Source organism: Flavobacterium aquidurense (assembly GCF_001404985.1).
GTDB lineage: Bacteria > Bacteroidota > Bacteroidia > Flavobacteriales > Flavobacteriaceae > Flavobacterium > Flavobacterium aquidurense_B.
In genome coordinates, this window is sequence record NZ_JRLF01000006.1 from 147,348 (window position 1) to 173,337 (window position 25,990).

Annotated in this window: 22 protein-coding genes; 10 read left to right on the top strand and 12 right to left on the bottom strand. The window is 32.8% G+C overall.

The features are described 5' to 3' along the window. Positions 1 to 129: 129 nt before the first annotated feature. Both RC62_RS02285 and RC62_RS02295 read right to left on the bottom strand, forming a co-directional pair. Positions 130 to 705 (bottom strand): Crp/Fnr family transcriptional regulator, encoded by a 576-nt coding sequence (locus RC62_RS02285; protein ID WP_055092227.1) that lies wholly within the window; start codon positions 703 to 705, stop codon positions 130 to 132. Between the two features lie 530 nt (positions 706 to 1,235). Beyond that, a complete protein-coding gene (locus tag RC62_RS02295) occupies positions 1,236 to 1,637 on the bottom strand; it encodes a hypothetical protein (RefSeq protein ID WP_055092231.1) in 402 nt (133 codons plus the stop codon). Between the two features lie 184 nt (positions 1,638 to 1,821). Between RC62_RS02295 and RC62_RS02300 the strand changes: the two genes are divergently transcribed. Beyond that, complete coding sequence (locus RC62_RS02300) at positions 1,822 to 2,253, top strand: hypothetical protein (protein ID WP_055092233.1); 432 nt, start codon at positions 1,822 to 1,824, stop codon at positions 2,251 to 2,253. An 82-nt stretch (positions 2,254 to 2,335) separates the two neighbouring features. On the opposite strand, the gene RC62_RS02305 is transcribed toward RC62_RS02300, so the two are convergent. Together RC62_RS02305 and RC62_RS02310 are read right to left on the bottom strand one after the other, a co-directional pair. Beyond that, the gene (locus RC62_RS02305; protein ID WP_055092235.1) at positions 2,336 to 3,592 is read right to left on the bottom strand and encodes a mechanosensitive ion channel family protein; all 1,257 of its coding nucleotides are present in this window, start codon (positions 3,590 to 3,592) and stop codon (positions 2,336 to 2,338) included. Next, positions 3,585 to 3,872, bottom strand: coding sequence for a DUF3817 domain-containing protein (locus tag RC62_RS02310; RefSeq protein ID WP_055092237.1), 288 nt, complete (start codon positions 3,870 to 3,872; stop codon positions 3,585 to 3,587). The genes RC62_RS02305 and RC62_RS02310 overlap by 8 nt, the downstream gene beginning before the upstream one ends. Positions 3,873 to 3,976: 104 nt before the next feature. On the opposite strand from RC62_RS02310, the gene RC62_RS02315 reads away from it, so the two are divergent. From RC62_RS02315 to RC62_RS02335, 5 genes are all read left to right on the top strand, one after another. Beyond that, the gene (locus RC62_RS02315; protein WP_055092239.1) at positions 3,977 to 4,510 is read left to right on the top strand and encodes a DUF6155 family protein; all 534 of its coding nucleotides are present in this window, start codon (positions 3,977 to 3,979) and stop codon (positions 4,508 to 4,510) included. Between the two features lie 108 nt (positions 4,511 to 4,618). Continuing rightward, positions 4,619 to 6,163 (top strand): DEAD/DEAH box helicase, encoded by a 1,545-nt coding sequence (locus RC62_RS02320; RefSeq protein WP_055092241.1) that lies wholly within the window; start codon positions 4,619 to 4,621, stop codon positions 6,161 to 6,163. A gap of 407 nt (positions 6,164 to 6,570) precedes the next feature. Further along, the gene (locus RC62_RS02325) at positions 6,571 to 7,905 is read left to right on the top strand and encodes a DEAD/DEAH box helicase (protein WP_055092243.1); all 1,335 of its coding nucleotides are present in this window, start codon (positions 6,571 to 6,573) and stop codon (positions 7,903 to 7,905) included. Positions 7,906 to 7,980: 75 nt separating this feature from the next. After that, a complete protein-coding gene (locus tag RC62_RS02330; protein WP_055092246.1) occupies positions 7,981 to 8,505 on the top strand; it encodes a GNAT family N-acetyltransferase in 525 nt (174 codons plus the stop codon). 120 nt (positions 8,506 to 8,625) lie between these two features. Continuing rightward, positions 8,626 to 9,894, top strand: coding sequence for an NAD(P)/FAD-dependent oxidoreductase (locus RC62_RS02335; protein ID WP_055092250.1), 1,269 nt, complete (start codon positions 8,626 to 8,628; stop codon positions 9,892 to 9,894). A gap of 146 nt (positions 9,895 to 10,040) precedes the next feature. Here RC62_RS02335 and RC62_RS02340 read toward each other — a convergent pair whose 3' ends face one another. Further along, positions 10,041 to 11,270, bottom strand: a complete 1,230-nt coding sequence (locus tag RC62_RS02340) for a multidrug effflux MFS transporter (protein ID WP_055092252.1) — start codon at positions 11,268 to 11,270, stop codon at positions 10,041 to 10,043. 151 nt (positions 11,271 to 11,421) lie between these two features. On the opposite strand from RC62_RS02340, the gene RC62_RS02345 reads away from it, so the two are divergent. The 4 genes from RC62_RS02345 (at position 11,422) to RC62_RS02360 (ending at position 15,201) form a co-directional block, all read left to right on the top strand. After that, a complete protein-coding gene (locus RC62_RS02345; protein WP_055092254.1) occupies positions 11,422 to 11,841 on the top strand; it encodes a hypothetical protein in 420 nt (139 codons plus the stop codon). Between the two features lie 100 nt (positions 11,842 to 11,941). Next, positions 11,942 to 12,319 carry a hypothetical protein gene (locus RC62_RS02350; protein ID WP_055092255.1) on the top strand — a complete coding sequence of 126 codons (378 nt, stop codon included), beginning with the start codon at positions 11,942 to 11,944 and terminating at the stop codon, positions 12,317 to 12,319. Positions 12,320 to 12,685: 366 nt separating this feature from the next. Continuing rightward, positions 12,686 to 14,602 (top strand): DUF294 nucleotidyltransferase-like domain-containing protein, encoded by a 1,917-nt coding sequence (locus RC62_RS02355; RefSeq protein ID WP_055092256.1) that lies wholly within the window; start codon positions 12,686 to 12,688, stop codon positions 14,600 to 14,602. A gap of 2 nt (positions 14,603 to 14,604) precedes the next feature. Next, entirely contained in the window at positions 14,605 to 15,201 is a 597-nt protein-coding gene (locus RC62_RS02360; RefSeq protein WP_055092258.1) for a PolC-type DNA polymerase III, read from the top strand. 150 nt (positions 15,202 to 15,351) lie between these two features. Here the strand turns inward: RC62_RS02360 and acs are convergent, their stop codons facing one another. From acs to RC62_RS02395, 7 genes are all read right to left on the bottom strand, one after another. Beyond that, positions 15,352 to 17,262 carry an acetate--CoA ligase gene (acs, locus tag RC62_RS02365; protein ID WP_055092260.1) on the bottom strand — a complete coding sequence of 637 codons (1,911 nt, stop codon included), beginning with the start codon at positions 17,260 to 17,262 and terminating at the stop codon, positions 15,352 to 15,354. 495 nt (positions 17,263 to 17,757) lie between these two features. After that, positions 17,758 to 19,227, bottom strand: a complete 1,470-nt coding sequence (ilvC, locus tag RC62_RS02370; RefSeq protein WP_055092262.1) for a ketol-acid reductoisomerase — start codon at positions 19,225 to 19,227, stop codon at positions 17,758 to 17,760. A gap of 65 nt (positions 19,228 to 19,292) precedes the next feature. Then, positions 19,293 to 19,814, bottom strand: coding sequence for an acetolactate synthase small subunit (ilvN, locus tag RC62_RS02375; RefSeq protein ID WP_055092264.1), 522 nt, complete (start codon positions 19,812 to 19,814; stop codon positions 19,293 to 19,295). Between the two features lie 54 nt (positions 19,815 to 19,868). Continuing rightward, complete coding sequence (gene ilvB, locus RC62_RS02380) at positions 19,869 to 21,557, bottom strand: biosynthetic-type acetolactate synthase large subunit (protein WP_055092265.1); 1,689 nt, start codon at positions 21,555 to 21,557, stop codon at positions 19,869 to 19,871. A gap of 68 nt (positions 21,558 to 21,625) precedes the next feature. Further along, positions 21,626 to 23,299 carry a dihydroxy-acid dehydratase gene (ilvD, locus tag RC62_RS02385; protein WP_055092266.1) on the bottom strand — a complete coding sequence of 558 codons (1,674 nt, stop codon included), beginning with the start codon at positions 23,297 to 23,299 and terminating at the stop codon, positions 21,626 to 21,628. 268 nt (positions 23,300 to 23,567) lie between these two features. After that, positions 23,568 to 24,686, bottom strand: coding sequence for a 3-isopropylmalate dehydrogenase (gene leuB / locus RC62_RS02390; RefSeq protein ID WP_055092269.1), 1,119 nt, complete (start codon positions 24,684 to 24,686; stop codon positions 23,568 to 23,570). A gap of 71 nt (positions 24,687 to 24,757) precedes the next feature. Next, positions 24,758 to 25,933: a 2-isopropylmalate synthase gene (locus RC62_RS02395; protein ID WP_082421216.1), complete on the bottom strand. Its 1,176-nt coding sequence runs from the start codon at positions 25,931 to 25,933 to the stop codon at positions 24,758 to 24,760. Positions 25,934 to 25,990: the final 57 nt, after the last annotated feature.

Genomic DNA, 25,990 nt, shown 5'->3' on the forward strand with positions numbered 1-25,990 from the left:
TATGAAGCAAAATTAGAGCGTCATTTATGGCTGCACGATAACATTTGTTATCAAATAAAATAATAAACCATATAAGTTATATAAGTTAATTTAAGTTTTGCTTATAATTTCTTATATGGTAAAATTTGACTATTTGCTATGTATTAATTTGCTTTTTATACGGCTTAAATGAACGGTTGTTACGCCAAGATAAGAAGCTATATAATGTTGCGGAACACGCTGAATTATTTGAGGTCTTTCTTTAATTAAATTAAGATAACGCTGAGTAGGAGAGTCTTTTATAAAAGAAACAAAATATTTCATATAATCAAATGTGCGCTGAAAAAGCATATCAATTAAACGATCTCGCAACTCTGGAATTTCTTTAATTTCTTCCAAAATTTTATCCAGGTCGTTTTTGTGAATCCACCATAAAACAGAAGATTCAATAGTTTCAACCACAACGGGACTCGGCATTTTTTTTATAAAACTTTCGATAGAAGCAACACTTTGATTTTCGAAAAAGAATTGAGTTGTCAAATCTTTTCCATTATTATTAAACCAAACCCTGATGCATCCTTTTTCAATTATAAAAAGCTTTTTCGAAATTTCACCTTCTTCTAAAAGAGTTGTCTTTGCTGGAACTTCAATGCGACTGAAAAGGTTCGTATATTGAATCCATTTTTCATCAGATAATGGGAATTTATTTCGGAATTGGTTAAACATAAATCCTTAATTTTTATTTCTGTTTATCAATAAATCTCGCAATTCGAAAACTGTTCATCATTAATAAATAACCCATGATAATTTTAAAAAAGTAAAAAATAATCCAACCAGATTTTGAATAATCTTTGAAAAGAATTTTCTGCTGGAAAAAGACAAAAAATTCCTTAAATATAATTGGAATATTCTGGATAAACATAAATCCTCCTATCATAATTACAGCTATTGAAATTATCTTATTTTGACTAGAATTTAATTCTATTGTATCATTTTCAAAACCTTTGTCAAGCCTAAATTTATCGATGATCCAATTAGCTTTGAAAAGAAAAAATCTTGAGATTAAATAAAAGATTAAAAGAACGATAAAGACACTAAAAATAAGGATCATTAAATTTTTTGTATCTCCATTTTCATATAAAAAAATAAATTGATGAAATCCATTCAGGGATTATTGTAATAGTTTGAGAAATTAAAATTAATCCCAATATTTTAATTAAGATTATCCAAAAGGTTCTAATCGACATTTACTATATTTATTTAGTTTCCAACTCAAACAATTGTACCTGGCTTTTCAAGCGTTCAACCAGCAAATTCATCATTCTTTTATTTAAGCTAGAGGAATTCTGGATATAAGTATCATATTCTTCAATTGTAAAAAGCGCCATGATAATTCCTTTTAGAGAATTTCGAAACTTAATATCTTTTTGAATGGAATTTTCTATGGTTTGAAGTTTTTTTTCGATCGTATAGGAGTAAAAATCAGCTTTGTTCTTATTGACGTAGTTGATAAAAACCGCTATAAACAAATCATTTTGAAGTTTTAGAATAGGTCTAATTGTCTGATTTTGAAACAACTCATCTGGTGAAGATTGAGCACTTACAGTTCCTAAAGTTTCGCCTCTGAATTCTCTTAAAAAAGCATCTCTATCTTCCATGTTTTTTCTTTAAATTTAGAAAAAATTCCAATGCAAAAAATAATTTTACACATAAGTTATATATTAAATTTCACCATATAAGTTATATCAGCTATTATAAATTTGAATCATTTAACTAAATAAAATAAACCTACCATTTTAAATGAGCTTACATCACTTATAATGTAAAGAGAAAATCCTTCCTATGAATATAAAATCTTCATTATTTACAATTTTAATCGTAATCATACTAGTTTCCTGCAATTCTAAAGATAAAAAAAGCGAGTACAAACATATTGTATATCACGCTGTAAATGGCAAGGACACTGCAATTTTAGCGATAAATATTAATGATAAACGCTTTTTCGGACGCTACGAAAGATCTTATTATCAACAAGGTAAAGATTCCGGAGATGTAAGAGGAGATATAAAAGGAGATACTTTACGAGGTGATTTTCATTATATATCAAACGGTGGAAGCTGGAAAAGAGTACCGCTTGCTTTATTAAAAAAAGAAAATAAACTATTTTTAGGAAGTGGTGTAATAGGCATATACTTTAATCTTCCATGTTTTATGCCCGGAACACCAATAGAATATGATAATTCGAAATTTATTTTTGAAGAAATTAAAAAATAGTTTTCAGTCTCAGTTCTCAGTCTCAGTTTTCAGTCACAGTATAACTGAAAACTGAGACTGCCACTGAGACTGAGACTGAAAACTAATTAAGCGGTCCTATCGTCGATGGCAATTCGAATATTTCGAGATCAAAATAAATAACCGAAGCCATAACATGATCAAAAATATCTGCCATAATATATTCGTAATTAGCCCAGCGTTTATCACTCGAAAAAGCATAAATCTCTAACGGAACCCCATGCGCGGTCGATTGCAGCTGACGACACATAATATGCATATCTTTATTTAATCCCGGATGCGTTACCAAATATTGCATGATATATTTACGGAATAAACCCAGATTTGTCATATTGCGGCCATTTAAAGAGAGTGATTTATCTACACCACGCAAATCATTGTATTTTTCAATTTCTGCTTGTCTGGTTTCGATATAAGAACTTATAAGCTGAACGCGTTTCATATGATTAAGATCATCGTTATTCAGAAAACGAATACTGCTGCTTTTTATCAGGATATGTCTTTTTATACGTCTTCCGTCAGATTTTTGCATGCCTCGCCAGTTCTGAAAAGAGTCTGAACTCAAAGCATATGTCGGAATCGTGGTAATCGTATTATCAAAATTTCGAACCTTTACTGTTGTCAGGTTTATTTCGATCACATCACCATCGGCACCAAATTTATCCATTGTAATCCAGTCACCAATACGAACCATATCGTTTATGGCAACCTGAACACTAGAAACAAATCCTAAGATTGTATCCCTGAAAATCAAAATGATAATTGCCGAAAGCGTCCCCAAAATGGTTAACAATTCTCCTTTTTTGATTCCGAACAACGTCGAGATAATCATTGCAACACCAAAGATCCAGAGGACAATCATGATAACCTGAACAAAACTGTCAATAGGTTTGTCGCTGTATTCCGGTTTCTGTTTTAGATAATCGCGTAAAGCATTAAAAATTGTTCTGATAATCCATAAACTAATCAAAACGATATAAATACCCACAATTTTTCCAAACAGGGATTCCCAATATTCATATTTGTCCAGAATAATAGGAACCGCTTTGTAAATAAAGAAAAACGGAATTAAATACGCCGTATATTTTGTGGTTTTGTTGTGTATTAAGTAGTCATCAAACTTGGTTTTAGTTTTTTGCGCAAAAATCGCTGTTAAGGTCACTAAAACAAATTTTGCTACATAATATATGGCAAAAGCCAAAACCACCATGATAACAATATTAAGAGTCAGGCTAATATAAGACGCAAAGTTGCGGCTCATTCCCCAATCTCTAAATAGCGGATATAAAAAGTTAAATATTTTATCCAAAAGCTTATGCATTATTTTCCAGATATTTTTTCTCAATATAGAAAGTTCCAAAAGGAATAAGAGAAGCAATCAGGATGATTCCGAAAGTTTTTAAGTCCCAATTTTGAGATTTTCTAAGCAAAACTGCCAATATTATGTATCCAATAAATAAAACACCGTGAGTCATTCCTAACGGACGCAATATCGTGTGATATAATTCAGGATTATTGTTTTTGATAATCAACATATTAGCGAATAATACCAAATAAGAAATTCCCTCTAAAATTGCGGTAACTTTGAAAATCTTGAGCATGTATCTGTTTTTTAAGTTTTATACAAGCAAAATTAAGTATTATGGTTGGTTTTTGCGGTATGAATCAATAAAGTAATTTACTTTTGTAACCTTAAACTTTGATAATGAGTAAACGCGATTTAAAAAAATATTTGGGCGAATTGACCAAGGAACAACTCGAAGAACAAATTATCGAGTTGTATGAAAAATTTAGTCCAGTAAAAGTCTATTATGATTTTGTTTTTAATCCTAAAGAGGATAAACTTTTGCAGGAATCTAAAGTCAAAATTTCACATGAATATTTTCCTATAAAGAAGCCCAATGCAAAATGGCGTCCAAAAGCAAAGTTGAGACGTTCTGTTGCCCAAAAAATCATCAAGCATTTTATAATGATTGGAGTTGATCCTTTTGTAATTGCTGATCTGATGCTTTATAACATCGAAATCGCACAAACCTATTCTTCAAATAATTTTATTAAGCAGGAATTATTTTACAAAAGTATATTTAATTCATTTGAGCAGGCTGTTAATTTTATAATTTCTAACGGAATTTTGACTGAATTTAAAGATCGTGTTTTTTCAATTCAACGAGAAACTATTCAACAAAAATGGAAAAACAAGTATGATTTTGAGGCAATTTCAGACAAAATTGACTTATAAAGGCTTTTCTCATAAAAAATCTTATTTAAAAAAATCATTTATTTTACGTTAAAATAAGATGAATAACTGTTTTTTAGGTGTATTTTTGCAAAAATCCAAAAATAAACAATGTCTCAAAACACTTTAGAAATAGAAAGAGAAGAGAAAAAAGAACTTTATGCATACCAAAAAGGCGATATCGATGCCATTTTTGAACGTTTAGACAATGCTCCTTCGAAACATCATTTATTATATCAATTACCAACAGGTGGAGGAAAAACAGTTATTTTTTCTGAAATCGTTCGTCGTTATTTAGCTAATAATGATAAAAAAGTGGTGGTTTTAACGCATCGTATCGAACTTTGTAAACAAACCTCAAAAATGCTAAAAGGTTTTGGTGTTTCTAATAAAATCATTAACAGTAAAGTAAAAGAATTACCAGACCAAAACGAATACTCTTGTTTTGTGGCTATGGTCGAGACTTTAAAAAACCGTATCAATGATGAGAAATTACATCTTGACAACATTGGTTTGGTTATTATTGATGAGGCACATTACAATTCATTCAGAAAATTATTAAACTCATTCAAAAATGCTTTTATTCTGGGAGTAACAGCAACACCGTTGAGTTCGAATATAAAATTACCAATGCACCAGAGTTACGATGAACTTATTGTGGGAGACACTATTAGTTCATTAATCGACAAAGGTTTCCTTGCCAGAGCAACTACTTATAGTTATGATGTGGGATTAACATCGCTAAAAGTAGGTATCAACGGAGATTATACCGTAAAATCTTCAGACGATTTGTATACGAATACCATCATGCAGGAAAAACTTTTGCATGCATATACAGAACGTTCATTAGGTAAAAAAACCTTGATTTTCAACAATGGTATCCATACATCATTATATGTATACGAAACTTTTAGAGAAGCAGGTTACGACATCAGACATCTTGACAATACAAGCAGTTCTGAAGAACGTAAAGATATTTTAGCATGGTTTAAAAAGACTCCTGATGCAATTCTTACTTCTGTAGGAATCTTAACTACAGGTTTTGATGAGCCAACAGTTGAAACTATTATCTTAAACAGAGCAACAAAATCGCTTACATTATATTACCAGATGATTGGTCGTGGATCTCGTAAATTACCTGGTAAAGACGAGTTTACAGTGATCGATTTAGGAAATAATGCCGCACGTTTTGGTTTATGGAGTGAGCCGGTAAACTGGCAGCATATCTTTAAATCACCAGAATTTTATCTGGAAAATCTGCGTGATGATACTGAGATCGAATTGTATTTTAAATACAGCATGCCACCGGAATTACGTGCAAAATTTGCTAAAACTGCCGATGTTACTTTTGATGTTGATGAAGAACATAAACTCATCATCAAACAAAATTTACGTTCTAAAGTAGTATTAGACAAATCATTAGAACAACACGCCGCAATGTGTGTTGATAATACAGAAACTTTGCAGGAAGCAAAATCATTAGGGAAAGAACTTGATGATGATATCGAATGCCGTATTAAACGTTATGCAAAATGCCTGAGCCAATGCAGTAAAAATTATCGCGAATGGCTGGTTGACGATTATAAACTAAAATTGGTTTTACTAATAGGTAAAAAGTATCGTGAGAAAATCATGAATGAGCCTGACGAAGATTAGAAAAAATTTATTTCAAGTTTTTTTAGTTTCAAGTTTCAAGTTGTCACGCTGAGCAAAGTCGAAGTGCTATCCAATTGGAATTTGGGATTTAAATTTAAAGAATTAGGAGCTATTTCCTGCTGTCCGCTATATCTTTTCCCGGCTAAAGAAGCCAGAAAAAGGATACCGCTTCCATCAGGGCTAAGGCTTTAGATTTCATAAGGAATAATAATTATAAAGTTATGTCACCAAAATGAAGGAGAAATCACACTAGTATTACACAAAGTTTGTCGAATATTGGATGTGATTTCTCCTTCGTCGAAATGACAAAAAAATAAAAGAACCAAAGGTTCTAAAAAAATCATTTTAATCTGAGTAATCTGCGGCAGAAATCTAAAATCTAAAATCAGAACTCTAAAATACAAAGTATGTCTAAACAATTCTCATCATTAGGGATTTCAGCACCAATTTTAAAAGCTTTAAGCGAATTGAACATTGTTGAACCAACAGAAATTCAACAAAAAACAATACCATTATTGCTGTCTGAAACGCATGATGTTGTAGGTTTAGCCAAAACCGGAACCGGTAAAACAGCTGCTTTCGGATTACCATTGTTACAATTAATTGATACGGAATCACCAATTGTTCAGGCTGTAATTTTGGTACCAACCAGAGAACTAGGACAACAAATTTTTAGAAATTTAGAAGATTTCGGAAAACATATTCCAAACATTTCCATAGCTTCAACTTGTGGCGGAATCCCAATAAAGCCTCAAATTGAGCGTTTATCACAGCCAACACATATTGTTGTTGCAACGCCGGGACGTTTAATAGATTTGATTCAGCGTAAAGCAATCGATTTAAAACAAGCACAATATTTAGTACTTGACGAAGCAGATGAAATGGTTTCGATCCTGAAAGAAAGCTTAGACGAAATCGTTGCTGAACTGCCTAAAAAACACAGAACTTTATTATTCTCTGCGACTTTGCCGGGAACAATCAAACAATTGATTCAGAATTACTTAAACAAAAATGTAGTTCAGGTTAGTGCCAACATGGAAACTGTTGGAAACCAAGGAATTGATCATGAATATATTGTAGTGGATCCAATCGAAAAGCTGGATGTATTAATGCATTTCCTGAATTCTAAAGATGGTGAACGCGGAATCATCTTCTGTAAAACCAAAGCTGCAGTCAATAAACTGGCTAAAAACTTAGCGATAAATCGTTTTTCTTCAGGAGCACTTCACGGTAGTTTATCTCAGGGAATTCGTGACAGAATCATGGAACAGTTTCGTGAAGGACATATCAACATTCTGGTAGCCACAGATTTAGCTGCAAGAGGTATCGACGTAAAAGAAATCTCGTATGTGGTTAATTATCATTTACCGGATACGTATGAAAATTACGTTCACAGGAGCGGTAGAACGGCAAGGGCAGGAGCAAAGGGACTTTCGTTAACCGTTTTACAAGAAGAAGAAACAATCGAAATTCCTGAATTTGAAAAAGAATTGGGAATTAAATTTACTCAGTTTCAAAAACCTTCTGTAATAAGTTTAGAAGAAAACAATACCCTTTTATGGGCCAAACAAATCTTCAAAACAAAACCAAATCACGATATTTCAACTGATTTAAAAACGAAAGTAAAAACTGTTTTTCATCATCTTACTAAGGATGAATTAATTGAAAAATTGATGGCAAATTACGTCTTGCAAAACAAAGTTGAAGTTATCGAAAAACCTGTTAAAAAATTCAAAAAGTAATATTTTCACCTCCGGCTTTTCCTAATTTATGTTGTAATTTTATAGGGTAATAATACGCTATAAAACAAAATTGAGATGGCAGATATTGAAATAAAAAGAATAACAATAAACGATCTTGCACAGTTACAAAAAATTGGCAGAAAAACTTTTGAGGAAACCTTTTCAGATTCAAATTCTGAAGAGAATATGAAAGATTATTTAGAGAAAGGGTTTTCGACTGAAAAACTAACAGCTGAGCTTAACAGCAAAGACTCTGAATTTTATTTTGCAATTCTTGAAAATGACGTAATTGGGTATTTAAAAGTAAACTTTGGAGAATCACAAACAGAATTAAAAGACGATAAAGCGCTGGAAATTGAGAGAATCTACGTTTCAAAAGAATTTCATGGCAAAAAGATCGGACAATTACTTTACGACAAAGCAATAGAAGTTGCCACACAAAAAAACAATGACTATGTATGGTTAGGTGTTTGGGAGAAAAATCTGAGAGCAATTGGGTTTTATAAAAAAAATGGTTTTGTTGAGTTTGACAAACACATTTTTAAATTAGGAAACGAAGAGCAAACAGATCTTATGATGAAACTTAAATTAGCAAATTAATTCTGAAACAGTTTGAAATAATCTCAAATTGGGTTTTGTATGTTGGAATTATAATGTTAAATTTATACAACTGCTAAGGCAGATAGTTTTACTCACAAACACTACTAAATAAATACATATATGAACATAGTCATCATAGGAGGTGGTTTTGCCGGACTAAATCTCGCAAAAGAACTTGTAAACCATCCTAAAATACAAGTAACACTTGTAGATAAAAATAATTATAATTTTTTCCCACCACTTATATATCAGGTCGCTACAGCGTTCTTAGAGCCATCCAGTATCAGTTATCCTTTTAGAAAATTCTTTGCAGGCAAAAAAAACCTTCAATTTCGTTTAGGTGAATTACTTTCTGTAGTTCCTGCTGAAAATAAAATAATCCTTAATAACGGCGAATTATCATATGATCACCTGGTTTTTGCTACCGGAGCTGAAACGAGTTATTTTGGCATGGAAAACGTAATGAAAAACGCTATTCCGATGAAAACCTTAAATGATGCCATCGAAATGCGTAATACATTGCTTAAAAACCTGGAAAAAGCAGCAATTACAAAAGACATACGTAAACGTCGTAAATTGCTGACGATTGTTGTTGCCGGAGGAGGACCAACAGGAGTAGAGGTTTCAGGTATGTTTGCGGAAATGCGTAAAAACATTCTTTTAAAAGAATATCCGGAATTAGAAACGTCAGCCAGTAATGTTTATTTGGTCGATGGGGGAGACGCATTGCTTGCACCAATGAGCAAAGCTTCGCAAGAAGACACCTTAGATGCTATTACAAAACTTGGCGTTGTGGTTAAACTAAACAGCCGCGTTACGGATTATATAGATGATACAGTATATTTTGAAAACGGAGAAACCATTAAAACCAAAAATCTAATTTGGGCTGCCGGAGTTTCTGCTAAAATATTTGAAGGAATCCCAAAAGAAAGTTATGGACGTGGCAGACGTATGGCAACAGATCAGTACAATAAAGTAAATGGTCTAATAAATGTATATGCAATTGGCGACACGGCAATTTTAGCCGGTGATAAAAATTTTCCCGACGGACATCCTCAAGTGGCTCAGGTTGCAATTCAGCAAGGATTAAATTTGGCTAAAAACTTTAAAGCATTAGTTCAGAACAAACCATTAAAACCTTTTAGGTACAATGACAAAGGTTCCATGGCGATTATTGGTAAAAATAAAGCCGTAGTAGATTTACCAAGTCCAAAATGGCATTTTAAAGGATTCTTTGCCTGGATTATCTGGCTGTTTATCCACTTGATATCATTAATTACTTATAGAAACAGATTAAACACATTCTGGAACTGGATGGTCGCATATTTTGCAAGAGATCAATCTTTGAGAATGATTATCAGACCTGATAAGAGACAACAAAGTGAATAGATAAATTCCAATAATGGATTATGAATATCAATAAAATATAAAAAGCCAGAATTATTAAATTCTGGCTTTTTTTATGCTCGCAGTTTGTCATTTCGAATGAAAAGAAAAATCACAAGCGAAACTCCGAAATCAAAATTATATTAGTTTTAATGTCCAACTAAAACATCATCATCTACAGATATTTCAACCTTTTCTTTAATGAAACGTTTTCCAATATTTAAAACAACAAAAGCAATAATCGTTGTTACAGTCATAATAAGAACCATTGGTGCGACAGAATCCTTAACAAAAACTCCAACAGCAAATGAAGCTAAAGCACCCAAACCAAGCTGAATTGCGCCCATAAGAGCGGAAGCGCTTCCGGCATTTTTAGCAAAAGGTGCCATTGTAAGTCCGGCAGTATTGGGATTTGAAATTCCCAAACAACCTAAAAACAAAAAAAGCATCGCGATAGTTTCGTACAAGCCCAACAGGTTATTTACAGAAAGAATTAAAAAAACTATACTTATTACAGATTGAATAATTAATGCCGCAAAAATCATTTGTTCGCTTGAAAATTTCTTTAATAAAACTGAATTTAACTGGCTTGATCCGATAAAACTAACAGACATAAAGGAAAAAATCCATCCGTAAGTTTTTGCATCAACGTGATAAATATCCATAAAAACTATAGGAGAGGCCGCAACGTATGTAAATAAGCCTGAAAAAGCAATTGAGCCGGTAAATGCGTATGTAAAAAACTGAGGCTCTTTAAGTACCTTCAAAAAGTTTGAGATAATAGGTTTTGGCTTTAAAGAAATCGAAGTATCAGGCTTATAACTATTTGGCAAACCAAGTTGAGCAGCTATCAAAATAGCTATTCCCATACACATTAAAATAAAAAATACTGTATGCCAGCCATAATCCTCCGTAACATAACCACCAATTGTTGGTGCTAACATTGGCGAAAGACCAAGTACAAGCATTAAAAGGGAAAATACTTTTGGAATATCTTTTACAGGAAATAAATCCCTGACCATTGCCACAGAAGCAACTGTTGCAGCACAACTGCCAATTGCCTGAATAAAGCGTAATAATATGAAAGAATCAATATTAGTTACATAAACACAACCCAAAGAAGCTAATATATACACTAACAAACCAACAAATAAAGGTTTTTTACGCCCAAAACGATCCAATAAAGGCCCGTAAAGTAATTGTCCGGCAGAAATTCCGATAAAATAACTGGATAAACTCATGGAGACTTTTGCTACAGTAGTGTGCAGATCCTTAGCGATACCAGAGAATCCCGGCAGGTACATATCGATTGAAAAAGGACCAAGAGCTGTCAAAGAACCTAAAATAAGTATGAGTTTAATGTATTTTTTTGTTGTCATTATCTTAAAAAATTGCTTTTAATTTCCTGCAAAGGTAAATATTTAGTACCTTGTTATGTAATTAAACACATCTTATAATAACAAAAGATGGTTTATTGACACCTAATTGATTTCAAAAAATGAGATCACCACTAATTTAAATCTAAAATTTATGAAAAATTACATTTTACTATTCGCTCTTATTTTTACAACAATGTCATTTGCTCAGACTATTACAACTAAAATAGAAGATGCAAGCCCAGCTCAATATGCACTTTTACAAAAAGTAAACGAATATTATCCGGATATTACCCTGAACAAATCCGTTACAAATTTCTATGCTGATGGGAAAATTATTGACACACAGCAAGAATTTAATCTTACAACATCAAAATTCTCCAGTTATAAAATTGGAATTGAACCAGATAACAAAAAACTATTATTTGAATACGTTTCTGATGAAACTGGAAAAGTTTACGGAGATGTTACCATTTTTAAAGGAAACGCTTTAAGAACAACTTTTTCAGAAAAAAATAATGAAATAAATGTTGCTTTAAACGGGAAATCTGTTTATTTGAAAAAAATTAAATAATTTTAATTTCTATTCAAAAGAAAAAGCATTCGCTACAGCGAATGCTTTTTTCGTTTATATTTGAAGCGTATTTATTAAAAAGTTTTTTTGAAAATTTTATATGAGAAAATTTCTTCTGTTATTAGTGCTAATTTCTTTTTCAGCGCATGCACAAACAAATCGATTTACAGGAACATGGAGCACTGAAAATTGCAAGGATTGCAGCAAAGAATATATTTTTACGATTAATATAGCGCAATCTAACAATAAGATATTTGGAACTGCAGAAATCATCAGTGACAATCAAAAATTTGTTACGGGCGTTATGGAAGTTTCTGGATATGTAAATTCATTTGGTGAAAAAGCTCAAATAAATATGAAATCTAAAGATGGCTCTGTAAGCGCAGTTCTTTTTACAAATGATGAAGTATTACAATTTATCAAAAGAGGTGGCGCTGATTTAGTTCCTAAAGAAATAATTCTCACTAAATTATATTAGACAAAGCATGGATTTAACCTGAATCACATCTTTAAAAGATATATGATATTTGAACTATAATTTATATTATGTAAAATAGAATATTCTGAAACCTTCTCCAATATATCTGATTCTGACACAAAAGATCTGCAATAAATAATAAAACAAATAATATGTAAGTTTATATTCTCTCTATTCTCAATGAAATTATATCAATTGAAATGTAAATAAAAAATTTTAAGAGACTAAAAAACACTTTTAAAGCCTTGAAAACAGGAAACTTTAGCAATTATTCAAAATAATTATATTCTCGTGAAGATGCTTTCATTGTAAGACTTTATTTTATTATTTTTACATTCGATACTTTAAAAAAAATTATCAAACATTATGAATACAATTGCTGAGCATATTGCAGATTTTTTAAAAGAATACCCGCCATTTGATAATTTAACTTTTCAGGAATTATCTGATATTGCTACAAATATTCGTGTTATCAATTTAGAGAAACACGCTGTTTTGTTTCAAATTAACGACGTACTTCATGATAGTTTTTATGTTGTGGCTTCGGGTGTCATAAATTTAACTACAATTGCTGATGCCGAAGAAACGATTATAAACAAATGTCATGAAGGTGATATTTTTGGTTTGCGTCCGTTTTTTGCTAAAAACAATTATATGATGACAGCAAAAGCGCGTGAAGAAAGTATCATTTATGCTATACCTATAGCGGTTTTCAGACCTTTTGTTGCCAATAATTCAGACGTTTTAAATTTTTTACTTGAGAATTTTGCCATCAATTCAAGACATGCAAAAGACAATGTAAATTCTAACGGAAAACTGATTTCTGATACTGCTTTCTATGTAGATCAGCAAACAGAAATGCAATATATACAATCTCTTGTATACAATAATTCGCCATTAACTACAGAATCTAACCGTATCGTTAAGGATGTGGCGATTTTGATGACAGAATCAATGGTTGACAATATTGTAATTTGCGAAAAAAATAATCCAATTGGTATTGTGACAAATGCTGATTTATCATCTAAAATTGCAACAGGACGTTACCCTATTACAGAAACAATTGATAAGATTATGTCTTCACCGGTTGTTACAGTAATTGAAAATGTTTCTTTGGCCGAAGCACAATTATTAATGCTAAAGCACAATGTTACGCACTTATGTGTTACCAAAGACGGTACAAGTAAATCTGCGGTGAAAGGAATTATTTCTGAACACGATTTAATTGTAGCTCAAGCCAGTAACCCTGGTGTTTTAATTAAAGAAATTAAACGCTCGCAGCTGCCAAAAGACTTAAAACAGATACGTGATCGTTTGTCTGATTTGATTCAGAACTCAATTCAGAAAAATATTCCAATTTCACATATCAGCAATATTGCAAGCGAAATTAATCTGGCTATTATAAAACGTGCTGTCGAGTTATCAATTTTAGATTTGGGCTCCCCTCCTGCTCGTTTTGCATGGTTAAGTATTGGAAGTCAAGGTCGTAAAGAGCAATTACTACTTACAGATCAAGATAGTATACTTATTTTTGAAGATGTTGCGCCAGAGAAATATAGAGAAGTAAAAGATTACTTTTTAAGATTAGCCAAAAGAACAACGGCCATACTTGAAAAAGTAGGTTATGAATATTGCCCAAATGGACATATGGGAAGCAATATGTTATGGTGTAAATCATTGACAGACTGGACAAAACAATATAACAGCTGGATGAATACTCCAGGTGAAAACAGCAATGATTTAAGTAGTATTTTCTTTGATTACGAGATTGTTTTTGGAGAACCAAAAATTGAAGAAGTGATAGAAAATGTTATTTTTAAAAATGCCGTAAACAATACTTTGTTCTTTGACTTTTTAGGAAATGATGCCTTAAAGAAAAACTCTGCTTTGAGCTTTTTCAAAAAATTCATTCTGGAAGAAGAAGGTCCGCATAAAACTAAATTTGATATAAAAACCCGTGCATTAATGCCTTTAATTGATGCAGCGCGATTGTTGATTTTAAATTCAAATATAAAAGGAATCAAAAATACCTATTTACGATTCAAACAACTGGCGATAACAGATTCTAAAAATGCTGAAATATATTTAAGCTGTGCTGAAGCATTCTTAACGTTATCAAAATTTAGAACAGTTGAAGGGTTAAAAAATGATGATTCCGGACAATATATCAATATAAGAGAAATGTCTAAAACAGACAAAGAAAAGTTAAAAAATGCCTTAACCCCAATGAAAGACCTTGAGGAACTAATTAAGAGTAAATTTCAACTTACACAATTCTCATAACTATGCTAGACTGGATTAAAAATATCAACAAAGAGTATCCGGATTTCTGGAAAGATTATCTGACTAAATTCGAAACAAAACCCAATAGATTCGTAGTTTTATCTACAGAAACTTCGGGATTAAACCCCAATAAAGATGTTATTCTGTCTCTGGGAGCTTTTTCAGTCGTGGATGACAGTATTATAATAAAAGAAAATTTCGAGGCTGTTTTACTGCAATACAAATTCCTTCAGGATAATGGACTTTCTAATGAGTTTATCATTGAAAGCAAAATGATCAAAATGCCTGAGCCGGATGCAATTGAAGCGTTTGTAAACTTTATAGGAAATTCTATTCTTGTAGGTCATCATATAAATTTTGATATCGAAATGCTAAATGCTGCACTCGAACGTCTGGATTGTGGACGTTTAAAAAATGAAGCACTGGATATCGATATGATGTATCGCAAATTAATGGACATCAACGATAAACAGTTTTCTTTAGACGATTTAAGCGAAATATTCAAAATTCCTAAAAGTGATAGAAACTCATCTTCTGAAGATGCTTATAAAATTGCACTTTTGTTCTTGAAATTAAAATCCAGATTGGGAATTAAATAATTTTTTTTACCATATAATTTATATAAGAAAAGATAAGTTTTTGTAAATCTTTTACAAATTACTCATGTTAAAATAATACTATTTTAAATATATAAAAAAAGCCTCTTAATTTTAAAGAGGCTTTTTTTTTTATTATTATCTATTTCAGAATTAAGAAATTCTTTCTTTTGTAATTTCTTCTACAACTTCAGGATTTAATAATGTTGAAGTATCTCCAAAATTAGAAAAATCTCCTTCGGCTATTTTACGCAAAATTCTACGCATAATTTTTCCTGAACGCGTTTTTGGTAATCCAGATACGAACTGAATTTTATCCAGTTTTGCAATTGGCCCAATGTGGTCAGAAATATATTGATTAATCTCTTTAGACAGATTTTCTTTATTTCTAACTTCTCCAGTTTCTTTTAGGATTACATAACCATATAAAGCATTTCCTTTAATATCATGTGGGAATCCAACAATCGCAGATTCAGCTACTGCAGGATGCTCGTTGATTGCATCTTCTATAGGAGCTGTTCCTAAATTATGACCTGAAACAATTACAACATCATCTACTCTACCGGTAATTCTGTAATAACCAACTTCGTCTCTTAATGCTCCGTCTCCTGTGAAATATTTTCCAGGGAAAGCAGAAAAATAAGTGTCTTTGTAGCGCTGGTGATCTCCCCAGATTGTTCTGGCGATTCCCGGCCACGGAAATTTAATACATAAACTACCTACAACCTGATTTCCTTCAATCTCATTACGTTTTTCATCCATTAACACAGGCTGAATTCCCGGTAATGGTAAAGTTGCGTATGTTGGTTTTGTTGGCGTTACAAAAGCGATAGGAGAAATCATGATTCCGCCAGTTTCTGTTTGCCACCACGTATCAACCACAGGACATCTTTTATCTCCCACGTGGTCATTAAACCAGTGCCAAGCCTCTTCATTGATTGGTTCTCCTACAGATCCAATAACTTTAAGAGATTTTAGAGGATATTTTTGAATGTAATCTAAGCTTTCTTTTGCTAATGAACGAATAGCAGTTGGCGCTGTATAGAATTGTGTGATTTTATGTTTTTCGATAATATCCCAAAAACGGCTAAAATCAGGATAAGAAGGAACTCCTTCAAAAATTACGGTTGTTCCTCCATTTAATAATGGTCCGTATAGAATATAAGAGTGACCTGTAATCCAGCCAATATCTGCTGTACACCAGAAAATATCATTTTCTTCATGACTAAAAACATTTTTAAAAGTATAAGCAGTGTAAACCATGTATCCGGCTGTAGTATGCACCATACCTTTTGGTTTACCAGTTGATCCTGAAGTATATAAAATAAACAAAGGATCTTCAGCATCCATGATTTCAGCAACACTATTATCTAAAGCTGCATCTAACAAAGGCTGTAAATATTCGTCACGGCCTTCTTTCATTTTGATATTTGTATTGGTTCTTTTGGCAACCAATACTTTAGTAACAGATGGGCAAGTTTCTAATGCTTCATCTACAATTCCTTTTAAATCTATGGTTTTATTTCCTCTGTAACCTCCATCAGAAGTGATTACCATTTTACATTCGCAATCATTAATTCTTGCAGAAACTGCCGAAGCTGAAAATCCTGCAAAAATAACAGAGTGAATTGCTCCAATTCTGGCACAAGCTAAAACAGCTACGGCCAATTCAGGAATCATAGGCAAATAAATACAAACTCTATCACCTTTACGAACACCTTGCTCACGCAAAACATTCGCCATTTTTGAAACTCTTTCGTATAATTCGTTATACGTTATATGTAAAGCACTATCAGAAGGATCATTTGGTTCAAAAATAATCGCCGTTTTTTCTCCTCTTTTACTTAAGTGTCTATCGATGCAATTTTTGGTAATATTAACTTTTGCTTCAGTAAACCATTTCACTTCGGCATCAGCCATATTAAAATCTACTACTTTCTCCCATTGTTGGTACCAAGTAAAATTTTCTTCAGCTATCTTCCCCCAAAATTTCCTTGGCTCCCTTATTGACTTATTGTAATGTTTAAAATATTGTTCTAAATTTTCAATTTTATAATAACTCATATGTTTTTGGAATTTTTTTATAAATGTATTAAATATCAACGTATTCTTAAAATTATTTAATTCATAAATTTTGTCAAAAAAAAACACATATTAAAAAAAATATTGCTTTTTTCTGAATTTACTATAAATTTTTACTTTTATGAATAAAAATGCGTATCATAAAAAAGGCACGATAAATGAATACCATGCCTTTTATTTTTAACAATTTCAATAACAATTAATTTTAGTAATTCTGCATTACAATGCCGGGATCTATTTTGAAAATAGCAGCATCTTTATTAATTAAAATGAAACTTCAACAAGTATATCTATTTACTAAATATACCCCTTAATTAGGGATTAGCTTCACTTAACTTACTTGCTTGCAGAAGTTAAGTGAATGCAATATGCATCTATATCCATTTTTCTTAATAAGTGCTTACTAATTCAAAATATTACATAAAACAGAGATACAGCGCAAATCCCACATTCGAATGTGTGGTAATTCCCAATTTATTATCCAATTTTTTTCATTGCAGTCATAGATTCTCTCAACCATGCTCCTACTTCTTCGATAGGATGCTGACGAATTTCTTTGTTTACTGCAATTAAAACAGCATTATCTACTCCGTTTGAAGTTGAAAATGGTTTCCCTATAACGTTTGTTTCAACAGTTTTCATAAATTCAGTTAATAGCGGTTTACAAGCATGGTCAAATAAATAACAGCCATATTCTGCAGTATCCGAAATAACACGGTTCATTTCAAATAATTTTTTTCTTGCAATTGTATTTGCAATCAAAGGCAATTCGTGTAATGACTCATAATAAGCTGATTCTTCGATAATTCCTGCTTCTGTCATTGTTTCAAAAGCTAATTCTACACCAGCTTTAACCATTGCAATCATTAAAACTCCATTATCAAAATATTCTTGTTCAGCAATTGGAGCATCTGTAGGAGCAGTTTTCTCAAAGTTTGTTTCTCCTGTTGCAGCTCTCCATGTCAATAAATTTTTATCATCATTAGCCCAGTCGATCATCATAGTTCTGGAGAATTCTCCTGAAATAATATCATCCTGATGTTTTTGGAATAAAGGACGCATGATATCTTTTAATTCTTCAGCAATTTCATAAGCTTCAATTTTTGCAGGATTTGAAAGACGATCCATCATATTGGTAATTCCACCATGTTTTAAAGCTTCTGTGATAGTTTCCCATCCGTATTGAATTAATTTTGAAGCATATGCAGGCTCAATTCCTTTTTCTACCATTTTATCAAAACATAAAATAGATCCTGTCTGCAATAATCCGCAAAGGATAGTTTGCTCACCCATTAAATCTGATTTTACTTCAGCTACGAATGATGATTTTAAAACTCCTGCTTTATGTCCTCCAGTTGCAACTGCATACGCTTTTGCCTGATCTAAACCAAAACTGTTTGGATCATTTTCCGGGTGAACTGCAATTAAAGTTGGTACACCAAATCCTCTTTTGTATTCTTCACGAACCTCAGAACCAGGACATTTAGGCGCACACATAATTACGGTAATATCTTTACGAATTTGCATTCCTTCTTCAACAATATTGAAACCATGAGAATATGCTAAAGTCGAACCTTGTTTCATTAATGGCATAATGGCAGTAACCACAGCAGTATGTTGTTTATCCGGAGTAAGGTTACAAACTAAGTCAGCAGTTGGAATTAATTCTTCATAAGTACCTACAGTAAACCCGTTTTCAGTAGCATTTTTATAAGAAGCTCTTTTCTCAGCGATTGCATCTGCACGTAATGCATACGAAATATCTAAACCAGAATCTCTCATGTTTAAACCTTGATTCAAACCTTGCGCACCACAACCTACAATAACAACTTTTTTTCCTGCTAATGCTGAAATACCGTCTGCAAATTCTGATTGCTCCATAAATTCGCAAACTCCTAACTGTTCTAATTGTAATCTAAGTGGTAATGTATTGAAATAATTTGCCATTTTCTTTTTTAATATTTAATGAATGTGTAATTTGATAATTGATTAATAAGTAAACTAAAATGATACTATTTAAATGTTTCTAATAATGTCGAGATCTCCATTTTTTCTTTAGAAACAGATATTCTGCCGGAACGTACAAATTGCATGATTCCGTAAGGCTTAAATTTTGCATATAATTCTTCAATCTCAGAACGTCTTCCTGATTTTGAGATCACAAAGAAATCACGGGAAACCGTTACAATTGTAGCCTGGCTTTCTTTGATGATATTCTGAATTTGTTTTTCATCAAATAACAAACTTGAAGCAATTTTAAACAAAGCATTTTCTAAATAAATTGTTTCTTCGTCTGTATGATAAAATGCTTTTATTACCTCAATTTGTTTTTCTATTTGTCCTACAATATTCTTAACCCATTTTTCAGTTGTATCTACAACGATAATAAATCTTGAAACATTTTCTATCTCTGATTCTGAAACGTTTAAACTTAATATATTAATGTGACGCTTTAAGAATATTCCTGATATTCTATTCAACAAACCCACATTATTTTCTGAGTATACCGATATGGTAAATGTTTTATCTTCCATTTTGTTTTTTAGTTTTTTTTTCCCGATAATTATCGGGATTGAAACTTTTTTTCTTTAGCTTAATCTAATTTCAGAAACACATGCTCCTGTTGGAATCATTGGGAATACATTATTCTCTTTCTCTACCATAACTTCTAAGAAATATGAATCTTTTGAAGCCATCATTTCTGCAACGGCTGCATCTAAATCATCTCTTTGTGTTACTTTTTTAGATTTAATGTAATATCCTTCCGCGATGGCAACAAAATTTGGATTAATCATATTTGTTGATGCATATCTGTTATCAAAAAACAGTTCTTGCCATTGACGCACCATTCCTAAGAACTCATTGTTCAGGATAACAATTTTTACAGGAACTTTAGTCTGAAAAATAGTCCCTAATTCCTGAATCGTCATCTGAAATCCACCATCTCCAATAATCGCAACTACTTCACGATCCGGTCTTCCCATCTTAGCCCCAATTGCGGCTGGTAAAGCAAATCCCATTGTTCCTAAACCTCCTGAAGTAATATTACTTTTGGTTGAGTTAAATTTAGCATAACGACAAGCAAACATTTGGTGCTGTCCAACATCTGAAACAATAATCGCATCACCTTTTGAGTGTTTGTTGATCATTTCCATAGTTTCTCCCATTGAAATTCCTTTACCATTCGTTGGGTTTAACTCTTCATTTATAACAGATTCTACTTCTATTTTATGCAATTCCTTAAACTCATTATGCCATAAATCATGTGATTTTGCATCAATTAAAGGCAATAAAGCGTTTAATGCTTCTTTTACATCTCCTAAAACGGCTACTTCAGTTTTTACATTTTTATCAATTTCAGCAGGATCAATTTCAAAGTGAATCACTTTTGCCTGTTTGGCATAAGTTTTAAGATTTCCTGTTACACGATCATCAAAACGCATTCCTAATGCAATTAAAACATCACATTCATTGGTCAGCATGTTTGGTCCGTAGTTTCCATGCATTCCCAACATCCCAACGTTTAGCGGATGATCTGTTGGCAAAGCTGAAAGTCCAAGGATAGTCCATCCTGCAGGAATTCCTGATTTTTCGATAAAAGCTTTTAGCTGTTCTTCGGCCTGACCGAGAATAATTCCCTGACCAAAAACAATAAAAGGTTTTTTTGCACTATTGATTAAAGCAGCAGCTTCGGCCACTTTGTCTAATTTCAATTTAGGAACCGGAATATAACTTCTGATTCCACTACATTTTTCATAACTAAATTCGAACTCATCAAATTGAGCATTTTTAGTAATATCAATCAATACCGGTCCCGGACGTCCTGAACGGGCAATGTAAAATGCTTTTGCAATAATTTCAGGAATTTCAGATGCTTCTGTAACCTGATAATTCCATTTTGTTACCGGAGTCGAAATTCCGATAATATCAGTTTCCTGAAAAGCATCAGAACCCAGTAAATGTTTTCCAACCTGCCCGGTAATACAAACCATTGGAGTTGAATCGATTTGTGCATCAGCAATTCCGGTAACTAAATTTGTAGCACCCGGTCCTGAAGTAGCGATGGCCACACCCACTTTTCCTGTGGCTCTCGCATATCCCTGCGCTGCATGTGTAGCACCTTGTTCGTGACGTACTAAAACATGGTGTAACTGATCTTGAAATTTATACAATTCGTCATAAACAGGCATTATGGCTCCTCCCGGATATCCATAAACCAAATCTACTCCTTCTGCTAATAAACATCTTATAACGGCTTCTGCCCCTGATATTTTCATAGTATATTTTTTTTATCAATTCTAATTTAAATTGAAATTAGAATTGATTTTGATATGTTGTTGTAAAATTATTTATCGGTAACGCAACCTGTAGAAGCGCTTGAAACCGATCTTGCATATTTAAGCAAAACTCCTTTTGTAACTTTTAGCGGTGGCTGAACCCAAGCCGCTTTACGAGCTGCAAATTCTTCGTCAGATATTTTCAGGTCGATTGTATTTTTTACAGCATCGATAGCGATCAAATCACCATCTTTTACTAAAGCAATACCGCCACCATCATAAGCTTCTGGTGTTATGTGTCCTACCACAAAGCCATGTGAACCTCCAGAGAACCTTCCGTCTGTAATCAGAGCACAGCTGCTTCCTAGTCCCGCACCAATAATAGCCGATGTAGGTTTTAGCATTTCAGGCATCCCCGGACCACCTTTTGGTCCACAATACCTGATGACGACTACATTACCCGGTTTTATTTTTCCAGCCTCAAGACCTGGAATTACTTCAAACTCACCTTCAAATACAACAGCAGGACCTTCGAAATATTCTCCTTCTTTTCCACTGATTTTTGCTACAGCACCTTCAGAAGCAAGATTTCCGTATAAAACCTGAATATTTCCTGTTGGTTTTAATGCTTTTTGAATTTCATGAATTACTTGCTGACCATCTTGTAAATCCGGAGTCGATGCTAAGTTTTCAGCAACAGTTTTTCCTGTTACTGTTAGACAATCTCCGTGAATAAGTCCCGCTTTCAATAAATATTTCATTACAGATGGAATACCTCCAACTTCATGAATATCTTCCATCATATATTTACCACTTGGCTTCATATCTGCCAAAACTGGTGTTCTGTCATTAATTGCCTGAAAATCATCTAAGGTAATTTCGATATCAACAGCGTGAGCCATTGCAATTAAGTGCATAACTGCATTTGTAGAACCTCCTAAAACTGCAACAATTGTAATTGCATTTTCAAAAGCCTTGCGAGTCATGATATCTCTTGGCTTAATATCTTTTTCTAATAAAATTTTTATTGCTTCACCTGCCGCAAGACATTCATCTCTTTTTTCCTGACTTAAAGCAGGATTTGATGAACTGTAAGGTAAACTCATTCCTAATGCTTCAATTGCAGAGGACATCGTATTTGCAGTATACATTCCGCCACAAGCACCAGCTCCCGGACATGCATTTTGAATTACACCTTTAAAATCTTCCGGAGTAATTTCTCCTTTTACTTTTTTGCCTAAAGCCTCAAAAGCAGAAACAATATTCAAAGATTCACCTTTCCATTTTCCAGAGTGAATTGAACCTCCGTAAACCATCATCGACGGGCGGTTTAATCTACCCATTGCAATTAATGCACCAGGCATGTTTTTATCACAACCAGGAATAGCAATTACACCATCGTACCATTGTGCTCCCACAACTGTTTCTATAGAATCTGCAATTACATCACGCGAAACAAGTGAAAAACGCATTCCCTCAGTACCGTTCGAAATTCCGTCACTTACACCAATGGTATTAAAAATAAGTCCGACCAGATTTACATCCCAAACACCTTTCTTAACATCTTTTGCGAGATCGTTCAAGTGCATGTTACAAGTGTTACCATCGTAACCCATACTAACAATACCAACTTGTGCTTTTTTCAAATCTTCTTCAGTTAAACCAATACCGTACAACATGGCTTGCGCTGCAGGTTGTGTTTGATCTTGAGTGATGGTTTTGCTGTACTTATTTAATTCCATTATTGTATTATTTTATTTTAATTTTTATTCAAAAAAAAACCTTCCAGTATTTGGAAGGTTTCTAATATAGTTTTTCAATTATATTTATACCATTCCCAGTGCAGATGTGTGAATCACATTGACAACAAAGACAGAAGTAATAATAATTGAGATTTGCATTCTTTATTTTTTAGTGACACAAAAGTATGAAAACTAATAGGACTAAAAAAATAAAATCTCAACATTTCACATACTTCTTGTTATTTATTTCATTATTTTAATAAAAAACCTAAACAATTGTCGATTGACCGATATGAACATTGTCATTATTAAAATATAGCAAGTCATCTTTGCTGAAAATAAAATTAGAAACAAATTCCCCTACTTCATTTGTACCGAATTTTGAATCTGGTTTTAAATCAACTGTAACAACTTTATACTCGATAGCTTTTTCCACTGCTTCATAAATTACATTTGCCTCTTTAAACAAACCAAAATGTTCTAACAACATTGCAGCCGATAAAATAGAAGCAATTGGGTTGGCAATATTTTTTCCTTTTGCCTGAGGATAAGATCCGTGAATAGGTTCGAACAAAGCATTTTTTTCACCTAAAGAAGCCGAAGCCAATAAACCAATAGAACCCGTAATGACGCTCGCTTCATCTGATAAAATATCTCCAAATAAATTCTCTGTCAAAATCACATCAAATTGTTTTGGATTTAATATCAGCTGCATTGCTGCATTATCAACGAATAGAAAATCTAAAGCTACATCCGGATAATTCACACTCACTTTTTGAACTACTTTTCTCCACAATCTTGAGGTTTCCAAAACATTTGCTTTGTCTACCATTGTTAGTTTTTTGCGTCGGTTTTGTGCCGATTTAAAAGCTAAATGTGCAATTCTGGTAATTTCTTCTTCTGAGTATTCGCATAAATCCGAAGCATGTGTTCCTTCTTCATTTAATGTTTTGGCTCCAAAATAAGCTCCGCCTGTTAATTCTCTGAAAATAGTAAAATCAGCTCCTTCGATAATTTCTCTTTTTAAAGGAGAAGCATCGATCAATGATTTATACGGTTTTATAGGACGAATATTAGCAAATAATCCCAGTTCTTTACGAAGCCTTAATAAACCCTGCTCCGGACGAACTTTTGAATTTGGATTGTTATCATATTTAGGATCCCCGATAGCACCAAACAAAACTGCATCTGTGTTTAAACAAAGATTTAAAGTCTGCTCCGGCAATGGGTTTCCTGTTTTCTCAATAGCAATTGCCCCCATGAGAGCTTCTTCAAATACAAATTCATGATTGTACACCTCACCAATAGCATATAATGCTTTTTTGGCTTGTAAAATTACTTCCGGTCCAATTCCGTCTCCTGGTAAAACTGCTATTTTCAAATTCATAACGTCTCGTTCTTTATGTATTTAAATCTTTTTTTCTTTGTTCTATTTTCTATTTGCTATTCTCTTTTCAACTAGCTTCTTATTAAATCACCTTCAATTTTTGAAGCTTCAATAATTTGGTGAATATCTGCATCTATCACTTCTTTTTTGATATCTGCAAATTTCAAAAACTCTACATATACAATATCCAATTGCACTTTTGTCAGTTCGTAACCCACTTTTTTAGCACGGTAAGCCAAAGCAGCTCTTCCGCTTCTTGCTGTCAAAATGATTGAAGATTCATTTACACCCACATCAAGCGGATCCATGATTTCGTAAGTTGCTCTGTTTTTGATTACACCATCCTGGTGAATTCCTGAACTATGCGCAAAAGCATTCGCTCCAACAATAGCTTTATTGGGTTGCACGATCATTCCCATACTTTCAGAAACTAATCGGCTCATTTCGTTCAATTCTCTTGTATTGATATTGGTATCCAGATTTAAGTAAGGATGTTGTTTAAAAATCATTACCACTTCTTCAAGAGCAGTGTTTCCAGCTCTTTCCCCAATACCATTAATAGTACATTCTATTTGTCTCGCTCCGTTTATAGCTCCTGCAATAGAGTTTGCAGTTGCCATTCCTAAATCATTATGACAGTGACATGAAAGGATCACATTTTCGATACCTTTTACGTTTTCTTTTAGATATTTAATTTTTGCACCATATTCTTCCGGCAAACAATATCCTGTTGTATCCGGAATATTTAATACGGTTGCTCCGGATTTGATTACTTCTTCACAAACTTTTGCCAGGAAAGCATTATCAGTTCTACCTGCATCTTCTGCATAAAACTCAACGTCTTCTACATAAGATTTTGCATGTGATACGGCATATTTTGCTCTGGCAATAATATCTTCTCTTGTGGTATTTAATTTATGGAGTATATGAGATTCAGATGTTCCGATTCCTGTATGGATTCTAGGTCTTTTAGCATGCTTTAAAGCTGCTGCAGCAACATCAATGTCGTTTTTTACGGCTCTTGTAAGTCCGCAGACGGTTGCATTTTCTACAATTTTACAAATCTCAGAGACCGATAAAAAATCGCCCGGACTTGACACAGGAAAACCTGCTTCGATAATGTCAACTCCCATTTTATCAAGTCGTTCTGCGATAACTAGTTTTTGTTTAGTATCTAACTTACATCCTGGAACTTGTTCACCATCGCGCAAAGTGGTGTCAAAAATTTGAACTTTCTCTCTATTCATATTCATTTATTTAATGTAATTTCACATCTTGATAACAAATATATATTGTACTTCTTC

What these genes read in the sequence shown, in the direction of transcription:
- RC62_RS02345 (WP_055092254.1), top strand. Translation starts at nt 11,422, where the DNA reads ATGAAAAATTACATTTTACTATTCGCTCTTATTTTTACAACAATGTCA.
- RC62_RS02305 (WP_055092235.1), bottom strand. Translation starts at nt 3,592, where the DNA reads ATGCATAAGCTTTTGGATAAAATATTTAACTTTTTATATCCGCTATTT.
- ilvC (WP_055092262.1), bottom strand. Translation starts at nt 19,227, where the DNA reads ATGGCAAATTATTTCAATACATTACCACTTAGATTACAATTAGAACAG.
- RC62_RS02330 (WP_055092246.1), top strand. Translation starts at nt 7,981, where the DNA reads ATGGCAGATATTGAAATAAAAAGAATAACAATAAACGATCTTGCACAG.
- leuB (WP_055092269.1), bottom strand. Translation starts at nt 24,686, where the DNA reads ATGAATTTGAAAATAGCAGTTTTACCAGGAGACGGAATTGGACCGGAA.
- RC62_RS02295 (WP_055092231.1), bottom strand. Translation starts at nt 1,637, where the DNA reads ATGGAAGATAGAGATGCTTTTTTAAGAGAATTCAGAGGCGAAACTTTA.
- RC62_RS02315 (WP_055092239.1), top strand. Translation starts at nt 3,977, where the DNA reads ATGAGTAAACGCGATTTAAAAAAATATTTGGGCGAATTGACCAAGGAA.
- RC62_RS02360 (WP_055092258.1), top strand. Translation starts at nt 14,605, where the DNA reads ATGCTAGACTGGATTAAAAATATCAACAAAGAGTATCCGGATTTCTGG.
- RC62_RS02310 (WP_055092237.1), bottom strand. Translation starts at nt 3,872, where the DNA reads ATGCTCAAGATTTTCAAAGTTACCGCAATTTTAGAGGGAATTTCTTAT.
- acs (WP_055092260.1), bottom strand. Translation starts at nt 17,262, where the DNA reads ATGAGTTATTATAAAATTGAAAATTTAGAACAATATTTTAAACATTAC.
- RC62_RS02325 (WP_055092243.1), top strand. Translation starts at nt 6,571, where the DNA reads ATGTCTAAACAATTCTCATCATTAGGGATTTCAGCACCAATTTTAAAA.
- RC62_RS02320 (WP_055092241.1), top strand. Translation starts at nt 4,619, where the DNA reads ATGTCTCAAAACACTTTAGAAATAGAAAGAGAAGAGAAAAAAGAACTT.
- RC62_RS02355 (WP_055092256.1), top strand. Translation starts at nt 12,686, where the DNA reads ATGAATACAATTGCTGAGCATATTGCAGATTTTTTAAAAGAATACCCG.
- ilvN (WP_055092264.1), bottom strand. Translation starts at nt 19,814, where the DNA reads ATGGAAGATAAAACATTTACCATATCGGTATACTCAGAAAATAATGTG.
- ilvB (WP_055092265.1), bottom strand. Translation starts at nt 21,557, where the DNA reads ATGAAAATATCAGGGGCAGAAGCCGTTATAAGATGTTTATTAGCAGAA.
- ilvD (WP_055092266.1), bottom strand. Translation starts at nt 23,299, where the DNA reads ATGGAATTAAATAAGTACAGCAAAACCATCACTCAAGATCAAACACAA.
- RC62_RS02285 (WP_055092227.1), bottom strand. Translation starts at nt 705, where the DNA reads ATGTTTAACCAATTCCGAAATAAATTCCCATTATCTGATGAAAAATGG.
- RC62_RS02350 (WP_055092255.1), top strand. Translation starts at nt 11,942, where the DNA reads ATGAGAAAATTTCTTCTGTTATTAGTGCTAATTTCTTTTTCAGCGCAT.
- RC62_RS02335 (WP_055092250.1), top strand. Translation starts at nt 8,626, where the DNA reads ATGAACATAGTCATCATAGGAGGTGGTTTTGCCGGACTAAATCTCGCA.
- RC62_RS02395 (WP_082421216.1), bottom strand. Translation starts at nt 25,933, where the DNA reads ATGAATAGAGAGAAAGTTCAAATTTTTGACACCACTTTGCGCGATGGT.
- RC62_RS02300 (WP_055092233.1), top strand. Translation starts at nt 1,822, where the DNA reads ATGAATATAAAATCTTCATTATTTACAATTTTAATCGTAATCATACTA.
- RC62_RS02340 (WP_055092252.1), bottom strand. Translation starts at nt 11,270, where the DNA reads ATGACAACAAAAAAATACATTAAACTCATACTTATTTTAGGTTCTTTG.